Source organism: Intrasporangium zincisolvens (assembly GCF_034724055.1).
Lineage (GTDB): Bacteria > Actinomycetota > Actinomycetes > Actinomycetales > Dermatophilaceae > Monashia > Monashia zincisolvens.
On sequence record NZ_JAWIIL010000001.1, the window covers coordinates 587,153 to 600,031 of the forward strand.

The window sequence follows — 12,879 nt, forward strand, 5'->3', positions numbered from 1 at the left end:
TGGACGTGCCATGGCGAAGGGGCGCCGGGATCGCTAGCGTCGGGGCCGTGATGACGCCGCCGACCGACGTGTCCGAGAGCACCGTCGTGATCACGTTGCGAGTCATGTGGGGGATCGACACCCGCGAGATCGCCTACGCACCGGTTGGATTCGGTGCCCACCACTGGTCGGTCAGCGACACGGACGGAGCGCGCTGGTTCGTCACCCTGCACGACCACGGTGCGGGCACCGGTGCTGGCGGCCGGGCGCTGACGCTGCTCGCCGCGTTCCGGGCCGCGGCAGACCTCGAGGCGAGCGGGCTGCCGTTCGTCGTCGGGCCGCGCGCCGCGTGCGACCGGTCCGTCGCGGTCGAGGCGGCGCGGCACCGGTGGCTCTCCGTGACGCCCTGGCTCGACGCGCCCCGGCTGCCCGAGCCCTCGGCGCAGACCGCTGCACAGCTGGGCGCCGTCGTCGACGCACTGGCCCGGCTCCACGAGGCCACGCCGCTGGCCGTCGCGGCCGCCACCGACGACCTCCTCCTGCCCGAGCGTGAGCGCCTCGATGCCGCGCTCCGCCGTGCCGATGGGGCCGACCCCGCCGACCCCGGCGACCTGCCGCCTGGCGGCCCGTACGCCATCCGTGCACGAACCGCGTTGCGCGACAACGCCGCCGCGGTCCGTGCAGCTCTCGACGACTACGACGCCCTCGCCGCCGAGGTGCGCGCGTCCCGGGGCGGCTGGGTGGTCACCCACGGTGAGCCGCACTGGCGCAACGTCCTCGACGGGCCGGACGGCCTGCACCTCGTCGACTGGGACACCCTCCTGCTCGCGCCGCCGGCGCGCGACCTCCTCCATGTCGCGGGCGAGGCGTCCGGGCCGCGGGCCGACGCCGTGCTGGCTGCTTACGCGGCCCGCACCGGCCGCGTCGTCGACCCGGACGAGCTGCGGTTCCAGTCGCTGCGCTGGGCCCTCACCGAGGTGGCGCTCTACGTCGCGTGGTTCGCCGAACCGCATGCCGACGACGAGGACTCGGCCACGGCGTGGGGCGGGTTCACCGACTCGTTGTCGGCGCTGGCGTCGGAGCGGGGAGCGTGAACCTCGTCGACAGCGCCCCGTTGACGAGGGCGAGGAAGGTGCCCGTCTCCTGACGGATGACGGCGTACCGGGCCGCCGCCTGCGGGGATCCGGCCTCAGCCTCGCGCGTGGCGGCGTCGGTGAAGAGCCGGAGCGAGGCCAGCCGTGCGTAGTACGTCGGCGCGTCGAGGCCGGGCGGGGAGCCACCCGCGCCGAGCGCGGAGAAGTGGCGGGTCATCATGTCGAGGCGGACGGCGGCCGCGTTGCCGCTCAACGGGATCCCGTCGAGCGCGCGGACGTCCGACAGCAGCGCGGCGTACCCGGCCAGGGCCGTCGCGCGGTTGAAGAGCGCGCTGCTCGTCAGCGCGGGAGCCGGCAGCAATGTCACCGTCACGGTCGGGGTGGCCCGCACCGTGACCGTCGAGGTCACCGGGATCGTGGCCGTCCGGGTGACGGTCTGCGTGTCGGTCACCGTGACGCTCACGGTGTCGCGGACCCCGGCACCCTGCGGCGCCTGGCTCAGCTCGACCGACGGGTTGCCCGACGAGCACGCCGACACGCTGACGGCCAGGGCCACGGCGAGAGCCGGGCCGAGCGCGGCGACAGCCGCGGTGCGGGCTGGGTGCACGGTCGCCTCCCTCGGTCGCCGGGCGTCGGTCGCCGGGCAGCGGTGCCCGGCCCGATGATTGTCGTCACGTCATGACCCGTTTCGGGGCCGAACGACCGAATCGGATCTCGAGCCCACGCTCAGGTGCGGGCTGCGGCGCGCTGCGGACGCGTCAGGTAGAGCACCCCGTCGAGGTCGGCGTCGCGCAGGTCGGCGTCGCGCAGGTCGGCGCCCAGCAGGTCGGCTCGGCGCAGGTCCGCCCCGCGCAGGTCGGCCGCGATGAGCAGGGCGCCTCGCAGGTCCGCGCCACGCAGGTCCGCACCGCGCAGGTCGGCACCCACGAGGTCGGCGCCGGGCCGCGCGCGTCGGTCGGGGCCCCCACCGCGACGGGGTGTCGAGGCGCGCACGCGCGCGCTGACGCGTCCGAGCACCGGGCCGACGCGGCGCCGCAGGGCGTCGAGGTCGAGCGCGAGCAGCGTCGACGCGTCGGCCCGGCTCAGCGCGGCCGCCTGCTCCACGAGCGCGTCCAGCTCCCCGCGCAGGCCGGCCGCCTCGCGCCCTAGGCCCGGCACGGTGGACACGAGCTCGGACGCCTCGGTGAGCAGCGCCAGCACCTCGTGCACCTGGCGCAGCACCGGCAGCACGGCGAACATCGACGCCGCCGTGCCCGGCTCCTGCCGCCACGACACCCCGCCGAAGGTCACCTGTGACACCTGCTGGCCGGCGCCGAAGCAGTCGAAGACCGTGCACCCCTTCCAGCCCGTCTCGCGCAGCCGGTCGTGGATGCCGCACCGGTCGTCGGACAGGAGGTTGCGGCACGGCTCACCGGCGGGCTTGTCGACGGGGAAGTCCGCGGAGCGGGTCAGCGGCAGGGCCACGCAGCAGAGCCCGAAGCAGCGGGAGCAGTCGGGCACGAGCTCGGGCACGTGGACCGGCACGGGAGGTTGCCCGGCCGTCACGAAACCGTGTCGGACACGACGGTCGTGCGGTCGACACCGCCTGCGGCAGAGGGCGACTCGTACCGGACCGGCATGCCCGGGTGCGCCGGGGCGAACCAGAACGTGGCGGCGTCCGCGCCCGCGCCGACGCGGTAGCACAGCGCCTCGACCTCGCCGAGGGGGAGTGACACGGTCTCGCGCGTCACGGTCGTGACGTCGGCGGGGAAGGACGCGTGGGCCTGCAGCTCGAGCCACGTCGAGCGCGTCGCCTGGACCTCGCCGACCCGGTCGCCGTCGGGGCCGAGCGTCCAGCGGTCGACCGTGACGCCCTCGGCGTCGCCGTCGCGGTAGCGGTTGACCCGCCGGAACGGCTCGCCGCCGGCCGGCTCGACGAGCAGCGTGATGGTGCGGCCGTCGGGGCAGCCGGCGCGGATCTCGTCGGCGGTGAAGGGCGTCGGAGCGTTCACAGCAGCGAGCTCGGGTCGTCGGGGATGTCGGCGGCGTAGTCCTGCAGCAGCTGCAGGGGCACGACCTCGAGCGCACGCTCGTGCGTCGCGGTGAGGAACACCGGGGCCGCGACGCCGTCCTGCTGGGCCTGGAGCCAGCGCGCGGCGACGACGCACCACCGGTCGCCCGGCGACAGCCCGGGGAAACGCCACTCGGGCCGCGGTGTCACGAGGTCGTTGCCGACGGCGCGCTGGTGGTCGAGGAACTCGCGGGTGGCGATGACGCAGATCGTGTGGCTGCCGCGGTCCTCGGGCCCGGTCGTGCACCAGCCGTCGCGGTAGAAACCGGTGAGCGGGTCGGTGCCGCAGGGCTCGAGGTCGCCGCCGAGCACGTTGCGCTCCCGCCGATCCGCCATGCGCCCAAGGTATCGCCCGGAGCCGCGGCGGCGTGACTACGCTGATCCCATGGCTGGCATGCGCGACTACGACGACAGCGATCAGGACTACGTCGACGCGTGCCGTTCGCGCTCGGAGACCCAGGCGGCGATGTTCCGCGAGGTCGCCCAGGCGGCGCGCGACCACGGCGACGCCGATGTCGATCTCCTCGAAGGCGCGCTCGCGTCGCTGGAGTACGAGTACTTCAACAACATGCTCATCGTCCTCGAGGGCTACTTCGGCGAGCGGTCGCGCGCCCTCGTCGGCCGCGGCGGTGCCGTCGACGAGGTGCGGGCCGTCGTCCGCTCGCTCATGGAGGACGGCGGCACCTTCGTCGCCGACCCGCGGTCCCCCCTCGACCCCGCGCGCACGGTGCTGCGCCTCGCCCCGGGCGACCCCATCCGCCTGACGCTCCAGCAGTACATGCGCCTCGCCGACGCGTTCTTCCGCCAGGTCGAGGCCCACCTGCCCCACGGCGGGCAGGACTGACACGTCGTGAGCCGTCCGCCCCTGCCCGGCGAGGTCGCCGCCTTCCTCGCCCGCCCCAACCACGCCACCATGAGCACCGTGCGCCGCGACGGCCAGCCGGTGTCGGTGCCCACGTGGTACCTCTTCGAGGAGGGCCGCGTCGTCGTCAACCTCGACGCCGGGCGCACGCGTCTGGCCCACCTGCGCCGCGAGCCTCGGGTCGCCCTCAGCGCCATCGACCCGGACGACTGGATCACGCACGTGAGCCTCCAGGGCCACGTCGTCGAGCTGCTCGACGACACCGACCTGCGCGACATCGACCGCATCGCGCGGCACTACACCGGCAAGCCGTACCGGGTGCGCGACCGGCCCCGTGTCACGGCGCACGTCGAGGTCGACCGCTGGCACGCGTGGGGCCGGCTGAAGGACGCGAGGTGACGGCACGCGTCCGTCGTGACCCGCTCGGGGTGCCGCACCTGTGGGCCGACGACGTCATCGCGCTGGCCCGGCTCCAGGGGCAGGTCACCGCGCTCGACCGCGCCTGGCAGATCGAGCACCACCGGTGGCGGATGGAGGGGCGCACGGCGGAGCAGGTCGGGGTCGACGGCGTGGACTGGGACCGGTTCGCGCGCCAGGTGCGCCTCGAACCCACGGTCCGCCGCTGCTTCGAGAAGCTCGACCCCGAGACCCAGGAGTGGCTCTCCGCCTACGTCGACGGCGTCAACTCGACACTGGAAGAAGGCCTCTCGAAGGCCCCGGAGGTACGCACGCTCGGCATCGAGGCCTACGCCGCCGCGCCGCGACCGTGGCAGCCGTGGACCCCGCTCGGGATCTTCTGGGGCATCCACCTGCTCTTCGGCACCTTCCCGTCCAAGCTCTTCAACGCCCACGTCGCCGAACGGCTCGGAGCGCACGTCGTTCCGCTCCTGCGCACCGAGGGCTCGGACCGCTCCGGCAGCAACGCGTGGGTCGTCGCCGGGCACCGCACGGCCGGCGGACTGCCCCTCATCGCCGGCGACCCGCACCGCACCATCGAGCTGCCCGGCGGCTACCAGCAGGTGGGCCTGGCCTGCCCCGAGCTCGACGTCGTCGGGTTCACCTTCCCCGGCGTGCCCGGGGTCCAGCACTTCGCGCACACCGGCACCGTGGCGTGGGGCATCACCAACGCCATGGCCGACTACCAGGACCTCACGACCGAGTCGCTGCGCGTCACCGGCCGCGGCGCTTCGGGCGGGCCGGTCCTCGAGGCGCGCGGCGTCGACGGCTGGGAGCCGGCCGACGCCTCGAGCGAGGTCGTGCGGGTGCGTGGCGGCGACGACGTCGTCGTGCCCGTCGTCGTGACGCGCCGTGGGCCGGTCGTCACCGGGCTCGAGGCCGAGCTCGACCGGGCCACCGCCGACGCGTCGGACCGGTCGGACGCCCCGGCCGCCTTCCCGCGGCGCGCGCACCCAACGGCCTACAGCCTGCGCACCCCCACCGCCGTCGAGGAGGACCTCGGCTTCTCGGCACTGCTGCCGCTGCTGCGTGCCCGGACCGTCGACGACGTCGAGGCGGCCTTCGCGCGCTGGGTCGAGCCGGTCAACAGCGGGCTCGTCGCCGACACCACCGGACGCGTCCGGCACGTCATCGCCGGGCGTGTGCCCGACCGCGACCCCGCGGCCCTCGAGCTGCCGCTGGCGGCGTGGGACCCCCGCCACGCGTGGCGTGGCTACCGGACGCCCCCGGTGACCGACGTCGACGACGTCATGGTCAGCGCCAACGACCGCGCGAGCGGCGGCGGGCTCGGCGTCGACTACGCGACCCCCTTCCGGGCCGAGCGGATCCGCGCCCTCGTCGGTGACCGCACCGACCTCACCGTCGACGACTTCGCGGCGATCCACGTCGACACCCTCAACGGCCAGGCCGAGCCGATGCGTCCGCTCGTCGAGGCGGCCGTCGTCGACGGCGGGGCCGCCGAGGTGCGCGAGACGCTCCTGGCGTGGGACGGCCACAGCGACGTCGACAGCCACCCGGCGGTGCTCTTCGCGGCGTGGCGGACGGCCCTCGTGCAGTGGTTCGCCGAGCAGCCGCAGCTCGCCGCGGTCCGCGAACCCCTCGGCCACTCAAGGGTCTTCGCGGCCTGGACCAACCCGTTCGGCCAGCTCGGGGCCGGCTGGCACACGCTCGTCGAGGGCGCGGGTGCGCTCGGCATCGACGTCTCGATCGGCGTCCGTGTGGCGCTCCAGCGCGTCGCCGAGTCGGTCGGGCCCGATGCCGTGTGGGGCGACCGCCACCGCCTCGACCCGCTCCACGCCCTGGACGGCGTCGGCGGTGCGCCGGCGGTCTCGCCCGACCCGGTCCCGGGCGACAAGGGCTGCGTCCTCGCCGCGGCGAGCTCGCCGGGCGTCACCGACCGTGCGTACGGCGGGCCCGTCGCGCGGTACGTGTGGGACCTGGCGGGCCGCTCGGCGAGCCGCTGGGTCGTGCCGATCGGGGCCTCGGGCGTCGAGGGCGACCCGCACTTCGCGGACCAGACCGCGGCGTGGCTCACCGGCCGCCTCTACCCCGTGCACGACGATGACGGGGCGCGATCCCGGCGCACTTGACCATTCTTTTACCTTTTACGGGACATTTCGTGACTTTCCCCGTACGCTCGAGCCTGACGGACCGGTGGGACGGTCCGCAAGGGTCGGGTCGAGGGTCCCGATCGTGAGGGGTGGAGGGGGTCCGGACATGTCCAGGACGACGACGATGCACCGCATGGCGCTCGATCTCTCGCTCGACCGCGCGCTCGTGCCGGTGGGCGCGGGGACGGGTGAGCGGCTGCTCCCCGACCCCGAGTGGCCCGTGCCGCCGCGCGGCTGGCACCTCTGGGCCGCAGCGCTGCCCGAGTCGCTGGGTGGCCGCCCGGCGTCCCCGGACGACGCCCTCGCCGCCGACGTCGACCGCAGCGACGTCGACCTCACCGGCGACGACGAGACGCGCCCCTTCGTCGAGGCCGACGACGCCGCGTTCACGCTCCCGTCGCGACCGGGCCTCGCGCCGCGCGACACCGTCGACCTGCTGGCCCGCCCTCGTGGTCGGCGCCTACCCGAGGGCTCCGGCCTCGGTTTCACGCTCATGGCGGCCCTCGTCGTGCTCGGCACGCTCATCGGTGGCCCCACCGGGGGCCTCGTCGTCCTCGGCGTCTCGACCCTGCTCGCCACCTCTGCCGCGATCATCCTCGGGCGCCTGACGCTCAACCACGTCGGCGGCCTGCGCGGCGGAAGCCTCCTGCTCGTCGTGGCCGTCGGTGCGCTCATCGCCGGCTCGGTCGACGCCGCGGCCCGCCGCGAGGACGCCGTCCAGCACGGTGTGCCCGTCCCGGTCTCCTCGCCGATCGCGTCCGGGCACGCGGTCACGCCGACGTCGTCCGCCTCCGGCCCCGCGTCGGAGGCGCCGGCCGCCCCGCGCCGCACGAGCACCGAGCTGAGCGCCGTCCCGTCGGTGACCGGCACGCTCGTGCCGCCGAGCCCGCACCGCGACAACAGGTCCACGGCTCCCGCGCCGCGGGCGGTCGAGACGGCCCACACGGCCGAGGTGGTGCGCGCCGCCGCGACGCCGACGGCGCCGCTCCTGCCCGCCGACGCGTTCGCCCCCAAGCCCGGCCTCGACGCCCTCGCCGCAGTCACCGGCACGGGCCTGCTGCCCACCGAGCTGGTCGGCGGTGCCGCTCCGGCGAAGCCCCTTCACCCGGCGAAGACGCTCAACCCGGCCAAGACGCCGAAGCCGGCGAAGACAGCCAAGCCGGCGAAGGCGACACCGTCCGCCGCCCCGGGTGCGGTGAAGAACGCACCGAAGCACGCGGCCAAGACGGCGGCCAAGAACGCAGTGAAGACCGCGGCGAAGCAGGCGGCCACGGAGGCCAAGGCCCAGGCCAAGGCGACCAGGACCGCTGCGAAGGCGGCCCGGAAGAGCGCGGCCCAGGCCGCGCGGGCGAGCCGCTGAACCGACGCCCCGGCACGTCGCGCCGGACCCGCCTCCCGCACCTGCGGTGCTGTGCGAGAGTGACCTCGTGAGCACAACGACGCGGCGCTCGGCTGCCCTGTGGCTCGTCGGCGCCGCCCTCGTGGGTGGGGTCGCGGCCGTCCTCCACGTCCTGCGGTCCGACCTCGGCGGTGCCCACACGAGCCTCGGTCTGGAGGTGTCGGCCTGGCTCGTCACGGCCCTGGCCGCCCTGATGCTCTACCACGGTGTCGTCGTCGCGGCGCAGGCCCAGGACGCCGCGGCCCCGCCCGAGGAGGACCTGTCGGGCGACCCGGTCCTCGACCCTGCCCGGGTCGACCCCGACCCCACCCCCGACGCCACCCCCGACCCCACCCCCGACCTCGCCGCGGGAATACCGGAGCGGGCGGACGCCGAGGCGCACGAGACCTACACCTTCAAGCGCGGCAAGCGCATCGGCAACTCCTGAGGCGTCGGTGGTCGTGGGCACAATGGCGACATGACCGACGGCACGACCGACGGCGCCGCCCGAGCCAGAGGCTGGGTGCTCCACGTCGACCTCGACCAGTTCATCGCGGCTGTCGAGGTGCTGCGCCACCCCGAGCTCGCCGGCCGGCCGGTCATCGTCGGCGGCCGTGGCGACCCGACCGAGCGGGCCGTCGTGTCGACGGCCAGCTACGAGGCGCGCGCGTTCGGCGTCGGTTCGGGGATGCCGCTGCGGCTCGCCGCGCGCAAGGTGCCGGACGCCGTCATCCTCCCGGTCGACGCCGAGGCCTACACGGAGGCGTCGGGCCGGGTCATGGACACCCTCCGCTCGCTCGGTGTCGTCGTCGAGGTGCTCGGCTGGGACGAGGCGTTCCTCGGTGTCGACACCGACGACCCGGAGGCGTTCGCCACCCACGTCCGGGAGGCGGTGCTCGAGGCCACCGACCTGCACTGCTCCGTCGGCATCGGCGACAACAAGGTGCGGGCCAAGATCGCCACGGGCTTCGGCAAGCCGCGCGGCGTCTTCCGCCTGACGCGCGACAACTGGTTCGAGGTCATGGGCGAGCGGCCGACCGTCGACCTCTGGGGCATCGGGTCCAAGGTGTCCAAGCGGCTCGCCGCGCACGGCATCGACACCGTGCGCCAGCTCGCCGACGCCGACGAGGCCGTCCTCGTCGGCGAGCTCGGCCCGCGGATGGGCGTCTGGTACCACCAGCTCGGTCGCGGGCTGGGATCCGCCGTCGTCGACGACACCCCCTGGGTCGCCCGCGGCCACAGCCGCGAGACCACCTACCAGGAGAACCTCACGACGCCGGCGCAGGTCGAGGAGGCGGTGCGGGTCCTCGCCGCGCAGGTCTTCGAGGACACCGTCAAGGAGGGGCGCCCGGTCTTCCGGGTCACCCTCAAGGTGCGGTACGCCCCGTTCTTCACCTCGACGAAGGCGCGCAAGCTGCCGGCCCCGACCACCGACGTCGACGCCGTCGTCGCGGCGGCCGTCGAGCTCGCCGGGCGCCTCGACCCCGAACGCGAGGTGCGCCTGCTCGGCGTCCGCGCCGAGATGGTCATGCCAGAGGAGGGCGACCCGGTCGAGCGCACCCCGATCCGCGGGCGCCTCTAGCCGACCCGGGTGGACGCCGGCTGACCGAAGCCTGTCCGGGGGGTGGCAGGCGGCTGTCAGGAACGTGGCCTACGGTCGTGCCCATGTCTTTTCGCGCGAGCAGCACCTCTGACGTCCGACGCCGCATCGCCGGCTCCGGCGTGCTGCCCGCCGTCGGCGCGTGCGTCGTGCTCGTGCTGCTGCTCACGCTGGCGCGCGAACCGCTCTACCGGGGGACCGCGGCGTTCGGCACCGCGCTGCCCGGCCCGCTGGGTGCGCTCTTCGAGGTCGTCGGTGAGCTCGGCATCCTCGTGCTGCTCGGCGCGGCGGCCTTCCTCGCCTGGCGGGCCCGGTCACGGGGTCTCGAGCACGTCGCCCTGGCCGTCGCCGCGGGGGTCACGACGGTCGGTGCCTACGTGTTGAGCGAGGTCGTCAAGTCCGTCGTCGGCGAGGAGCGGCCGTGCCGCACCCTCGCCGTGCACCCGCTCGCGGCGTGCCCGCCGCCGGGCGACTACTCGTGGCCGAGCAACCACGCGGTCATCGCCGCGTCGCTCGCGACCGCCGTCGTCGTGCTCGCCCCGACGTGGTGGCGCTTCGCCGCGCCGGTCGCCCTCGCGGTCGGGGTCTCCCGCGTGGTGACCGGGGCGCACTACTGGCACGACGTCGTCACCGGTGTCGCCGTGGGCGTGCTCGTCGTGTGGTTCGCGACGTGGGCCCTCGTGCCGTGGCTGCACGCCCGCCTCGAGGCGTGGGTCGACGGCTCGGCCCCTGACGTCGTGCGCCGTGTGGTCGGCGAGCCGGTGGGGGAGCGCTCCGAGGTCTGAGCCTCAGCGGTGCGCTGCGGGCACCGTGGACGCCGGCGCGTGGAGGAAGTCGACGAGCGGCGCGAGCTCGGGCACGTCGCGGGCCTGCTCGAGGGACGCCTGGAGGACGCGGTCGTGGGTCGGTGACGCGGCCCGGTGCAGGCGACGGCCGCTCGCGGTGAGCTCGGTGTAGATGCCGCGCCGGTCGTCGGCGCAGAGGACGCGGGTCAGCAGGCCACGCTCCTCGAGCCGGTTGACGAGGCGCGTCGTGGCCGACGACGACAGCGCGGCCGCGCGGGCCAGCTGTGACATCCGCATGTGCCAGCCGTCCTGGCGCGACAGGGCGTCGAGGACGGTGAACTCGACGACGGAGACGCCGTGCTCGCGGCTCAGCTCGCGCTCGAGCGCGGCCTCGATGTGCCCGTGCAGCGCGGCGAGCGTGCGCCACCCGGAGGCGCGCACCTCCACGGCGGTGTCAGCGATACCCATGCGCCGATTCTAACCCGCGCTTGCAATATCCAGCGTGTGCAACTAACTTCGGCCGGGTCAGTTAGTTGCACACGCGGCCTATCGGCGACGACAACGACGCGCCCCGACGCTCCCGCGTCCTCCCGGAAGGACTCCTCGCATGCCTCTCGGCCTCGTCGCCCTCGCCCTCGGTGGCTTCGGCATCGGCCTCACCGAGTTCGTCATCGCCGGCCTGCTGTCGGCGGTCGCGACCGACATGGCGGTCTCGATCCCCACCGCCGGCTACCTCGTCAGCGGCTACGCGCTCGCGGTCGTCGTCGGCGCGCTCGGCCTGACCCCGCTCATCGGCGCCTGGCGACCCAAGCGCGCCCTCCTCGCGCTCATGGTGCTCTTCGTCGTCGGCAACACCGCCTCCGCCCTCGCCGGCGGCTACGCGGCCCTGCTCGCCGGACGCGTCGTCGCGGCCCTCGCGCACGGCGCCTTCTTCGGCATCGGCTCCGTGCTCGCCGCCTCGCTCGTGCCGGCCGACCGCAAGGCCGGCGCCATCTCGATCATGTTCGGTGGCCTGACCCTCGCCAACGTCCTCGGCGTCCCGCTCGGCACCTTCGTCGGGCAGCAGTGGGGCTGGCGGGCGACGTTCGCGGTGATCGCCGTCGTCGGGGTCCTCGCCCTCGTCGGGATCGCGCTCCTCGTCCCCGACGCGCCGAGTGGTCGGTCGTCCCGCGCCGGGTCGCTGCGCAGCGAGCTGTCGGCCTTCCGCTCGGGCCAGGTCTGGTTCTCTCTCGCCATGACGGTCCTCGTCTTCGGCGGGATGTTCGGGGCGTTCATGTACGTCGAGCCGCTCCTGACGCGCGTGTCCGGGTTCTCCGAGTCGGCCGTCCCGTGGCTGCTCGTGCTCTTCGGGGTGGGACTCTTCGCCGGCAACCTCCTCGGTGGCCGCTGGGCCGACCGCGCCCTGACCCGCACGCTCGTCACCCTGACCGTGGCCCTCGGCGCCTCCCTCGTCGCCTTCGGCCTGCTCGCCGGCAGCCGGTGGGGCGCCGCCGCGATGCTGCTCGCCATGGGCTTCTTCGGGTTCGCCACGGTGCCCGGCCTGCAGATGCGGGTGCTCGAGCACGCGTCGGCCGCCCCGACGATGGCCTCCTCGGCCAACATCGCCGCCTTCAACGTCGGCAACTTCCTCGGCGTCTGGCTCTCGGGCCTGGCCATCGCAGGCGGCCTCGGCTGGACCTCGCCCCTCTGGGTCGGCGCGACGCTGAGCGGCCTGGGCCTCGTCGTCCTGCTCGCCGCGGTCCGCTCGGGCCGGCGGTCGGGCCGACGGTCGATGAGCGGGTCGGAGTCGGACCCGGCAGCCGACGCCCGCTCGCTCGCGACGCTCGGCTGAGCTCGTGAGGCCCCGGCAATTCGGTTGTCGGGGCCGCACGGCGACGGGACCATGACGCCCATGTCGCTCCCCACCCCGACGCTGGTCACCGACCGGCTGCGCCTGCGCCCGTTCGACGATGCCGACGCCGCCGACCTCTACGCGCTGCACAGCAGCGCCGACGTGCTGCGCTACTGGGACTCGCCGCCGTGGACCGACCCCGCGCGCGCCGAGCGGTTCCTCTCCGTGTGTCGCCAGATGGAGGAGGAGGGCACGGGCGCCCGGCTGGTCGTCGAGCGACTCGACGACGGTGTCTTCCTCGGGTGGTGCACCCTCAACCGGTGGAACCCCGACTTCCGCAGCGCCTCGCTCGGCTACTGCCTCGGTGAGGCGGCCTGGGGGCACGGCTACGCCACGGAGGCTGCCCGCGCGCTGCTGACGTGGGCCTTCGGGACCATCGACCTCAACCGCGTCCAGGCCGAGGTCGACACCCGCAACGCGCCGTCGGCCCGGGTGCTCACGAAGCTCGGGTTCGTGCTCGAGGGGACGCTCCGTGAGGACTGCGTCGTCGACGGCGTCGTCTCCGACTCGTGGGTCCACGGACTGCTGCGGCGCGAGTGGCAGCCCGCGTCGGGCTGACGGCACGCGGACGGCACGCGGACGCCAGAGGGCCCGGCGGTGGTCTCCCACCGCCGGGCCCTCCTCCCGCCCCCGCCGACCGACCGTCGGCGAAGGTCCCGTGCCGACCCCGGCA

Annotated in this window: 15 protein-coding genes; 10 read left to right on the plus strand and 5 right to left on the minus strand. The window is 74.7% G+C overall.

The annotated features are described in order from the left end of the window. Positions 1-47: 47 nt before the first annotated feature. On the plus strand, positions 48-1,073 hold the full coding sequence (locus RY076_RS02675) for an aminoglycoside phosphotransferase/kinase family protein (RefSeq protein WP_323095908.1): 1,026 nt from the start codon (positions 48-50) through the stop codon (positions 1,071-1,073). Here the strand turns inward: RY076_RS02675 and RY076_RS02680 are convergent. From RY076_RS02680 to RY076_RS02695, 4 genes are all read right to left on the minus strand, one after another. Then, positions 1,030-1,680: a hypothetical protein gene (locus RY076_RS02680; RefSeq protein ID WP_323095910.1), complete on the minus strand. Its 651-nt coding sequence runs from the start codon at positions 1,678-1,680 to the stop codon at positions 1,030-1,032. The genes RY076_RS02675 and RY076_RS02680 overlap by 44 nt on opposite strands. 119 nt (positions 1,681-1,799) lie before the next feature. Further along, positions 1,800-2,597 (minus strand): pentapeptide repeat-containing protein, encoded by a 798-nt coding sequence (locus tag RY076_RS02685; RefSeq protein WP_323095912.1) that lies wholly within the window; start codon positions 2,595-2,597, stop codon positions 1,800-1,802. 17 nt (positions 2,598-2,614) lie between these two features. Further along, the gene (locus RY076_RS02690; protein ID WP_323095914.1) at positions 2,615-3,064 is read right to left on the minus strand and encodes a hypothetical protein; all 450 of its coding nucleotides are present in this window, start codon (positions 3,062-3,064) and stop codon (positions 2,615-2,617) included. Next, on the minus strand, positions 3,061-3,459 hold the full coding sequence (locus RY076_RS02695) for a DUF2237 family protein (protein ID WP_323095915.1): 399 nt from the start codon (positions 3,457-3,459) through the stop codon (positions 3,061-3,063). The genes RY076_RS02690 and RY076_RS02695 overlap by 4 nt, the downstream gene beginning before the upstream one ends. Before the next feature lie 49 nt (positions 3,460-3,508). Between RY076_RS02695 and RY076_RS02700 the strand changes: the two genes are divergently transcribed. The 7 genes from RY076_RS02700 to RY076_RS02730 all read left to right on the plus strand — a co-directional run bounded on the left by RY076_RS02700 (position 3,509) and on the right by RY076_RS02730 (position 10,315). Beyond that, the gene (locus RY076_RS02700; RefSeq protein ID WP_323095917.1) at positions 3,509-3,967 is read left to right on the plus strand and encodes a hypothetical protein; all 459 of its coding nucleotides are present in this window, start codon (positions 3,509-3,511) and stop codon (positions 3,965-3,967) included. 6 nt (positions 3,968-3,973) lie between these two features. After that, on the plus strand, positions 3,974-4,384 hold the full coding sequence (locus RY076_RS02705) for a TIGR03618 family F420-dependent PPOX class oxidoreductase (RefSeq protein WP_323095918.1): 411 nt from the start codon (positions 3,974-3,976) through the stop codon (positions 4,382-4,384). Further along, positions 4,381-6,531: a penicillin acylase family protein gene (locus RY076_RS02710; RefSeq protein ID WP_323095920.1), complete on the plus strand. Its 2,151-nt coding sequence runs from the start codon at positions 4,381-4,383 to the stop codon at positions 6,529-6,531. Before RY076_RS02705 ends, RY076_RS02710 begins: the two co-directional genes overlap by 4 nt. A gap of 127 nt (positions 6,532-6,658) precedes the next feature. Then, on the plus strand, positions 6,659-7,912 hold the full coding sequence (locus RY076_RS02715) for a hypothetical protein (RefSeq protein ID WP_323095921.1): 1,254 nt from the start codon (positions 6,659-6,661) through the stop codon (positions 7,910-7,912). Positions 7,913-7,979: 67 nt separating this feature from the next. Beyond that, on the plus strand, positions 7,980-8,378 hold the full coding sequence (locus RY076_RS02720) for a hypothetical protein (protein ID WP_323095923.1): 399 nt from the start codon (positions 7,980-7,982) through the stop codon (positions 8,376-8,378). A 30-nt stretch (positions 8,379-8,408) separates the two neighbouring features. Further along, positions 8,409-9,512, plus strand: a complete 1,104-nt coding sequence (locus RY076_RS02725) for a DNA polymerase IV (RefSeq protein ID WP_323095924.1) — start codon at positions 8,409-8,411, stop codon at positions 9,510-9,512. Between the two features lie 83 nt (positions 9,513-9,595). Then, positions 9,596-10,315 (plus strand): phosphatase PAP2 family protein, encoded by a 720-nt coding sequence (locus tag RY076_RS02730; RefSeq protein ID WP_323095925.1) that lies wholly within the window; start codon positions 9,596-9,598, stop codon positions 10,313-10,315. Between the two features lie 3 nt (positions 10,316-10,318). Here the strand turns inward: RY076_RS02730 and RY076_RS02735 are convergent, their stop codons facing one another. Then, complete coding sequence (locus tag RY076_RS02735; protein ID WP_323095926.1) at positions 10,319-10,783, minus strand: MarR family winged helix-turn-helix transcriptional regulator; 465 nt, start codon at positions 10,781-10,783, stop codon at positions 10,319-10,321. Between the two features lie 139 nt (positions 10,784-10,922). On the opposite strand from RY076_RS02735, the gene RY076_RS02740 reads away from it, so the two are divergent. After that, complete coding sequence (locus tag RY076_RS02740) at positions 10,923-12,146, plus strand: MFS transporter (RefSeq protein WP_323095927.1); 1,224 nt, start codon at positions 10,923-10,925, stop codon at positions 12,144-12,146. 60 nt (positions 12,147-12,206) lie between these two features. Then, positions 12,207-12,764 carry a GNAT family N-acetyltransferase gene (locus RY076_RS02745; protein WP_323095928.1) on the plus strand — a complete coding sequence of 186 codons (558 nt, stop codon included), beginning with the start codon at positions 12,207-12,209 and terminating at the stop codon, positions 12,762-12,764. Positions 12,765-12,879 lie beyond the last annotated feature (115 nt).

Coding starts and splice junctions, on each gene's coding strand:
- RY076_RS02745 (WP_323095928.1), top strand. CDS start 12,207: ATGTCGCTCCCCACCCCGACGCTGGTCACCGACCGGCTGCGCCTGCGC.
- RY076_RS02715 (WP_323095921.1), top strand. CDS start 6,659: ATGTCCAGGACGACGACGATGCACCGCATGGCGCTCGATCTCTCGCTC.
- RY076_RS02730 (WP_323095925.1), top strand. CDS start 9,596: ATGTCTTTTCGCGCGAGCAGCACCTCTGACGTCCGACGCCGCATCGCC.
- RY076_RS02735 (WP_323095926.1), bottom strand. CDS start 10,783: ATGGGTATCGCTGACACCGCCGTGGAGGTGCGCGCCTCCGGGTGGCGC.
- RY076_RS02725 (WP_323095924.1), top strand. CDS start 8,409: ATGACCGACGGCACGACCGACGGCGCCGCCCGAGCCAGAGGCTGGGTG.
- RY076_RS02740 (WP_323095927.1), top strand. CDS start 10,923: ATGCCTCTCGGCCTCGTCGCCCTCGCCCTCGGTGGCTTCGGCATCGGC.
- RY076_RS02700 (WP_323095917.1), top strand. CDS start 3,509: ATGGCTGGCATGCGCGACTACGACGACAGCGATCAGGACTACGTCGAC.
- RY076_RS02695 (WP_323095915.1), bottom strand. CDS start 3,459: ATGGCGGATCGGCGGGAGCGCAACGTGCTCGGCGGCGACCTCGAGCCC.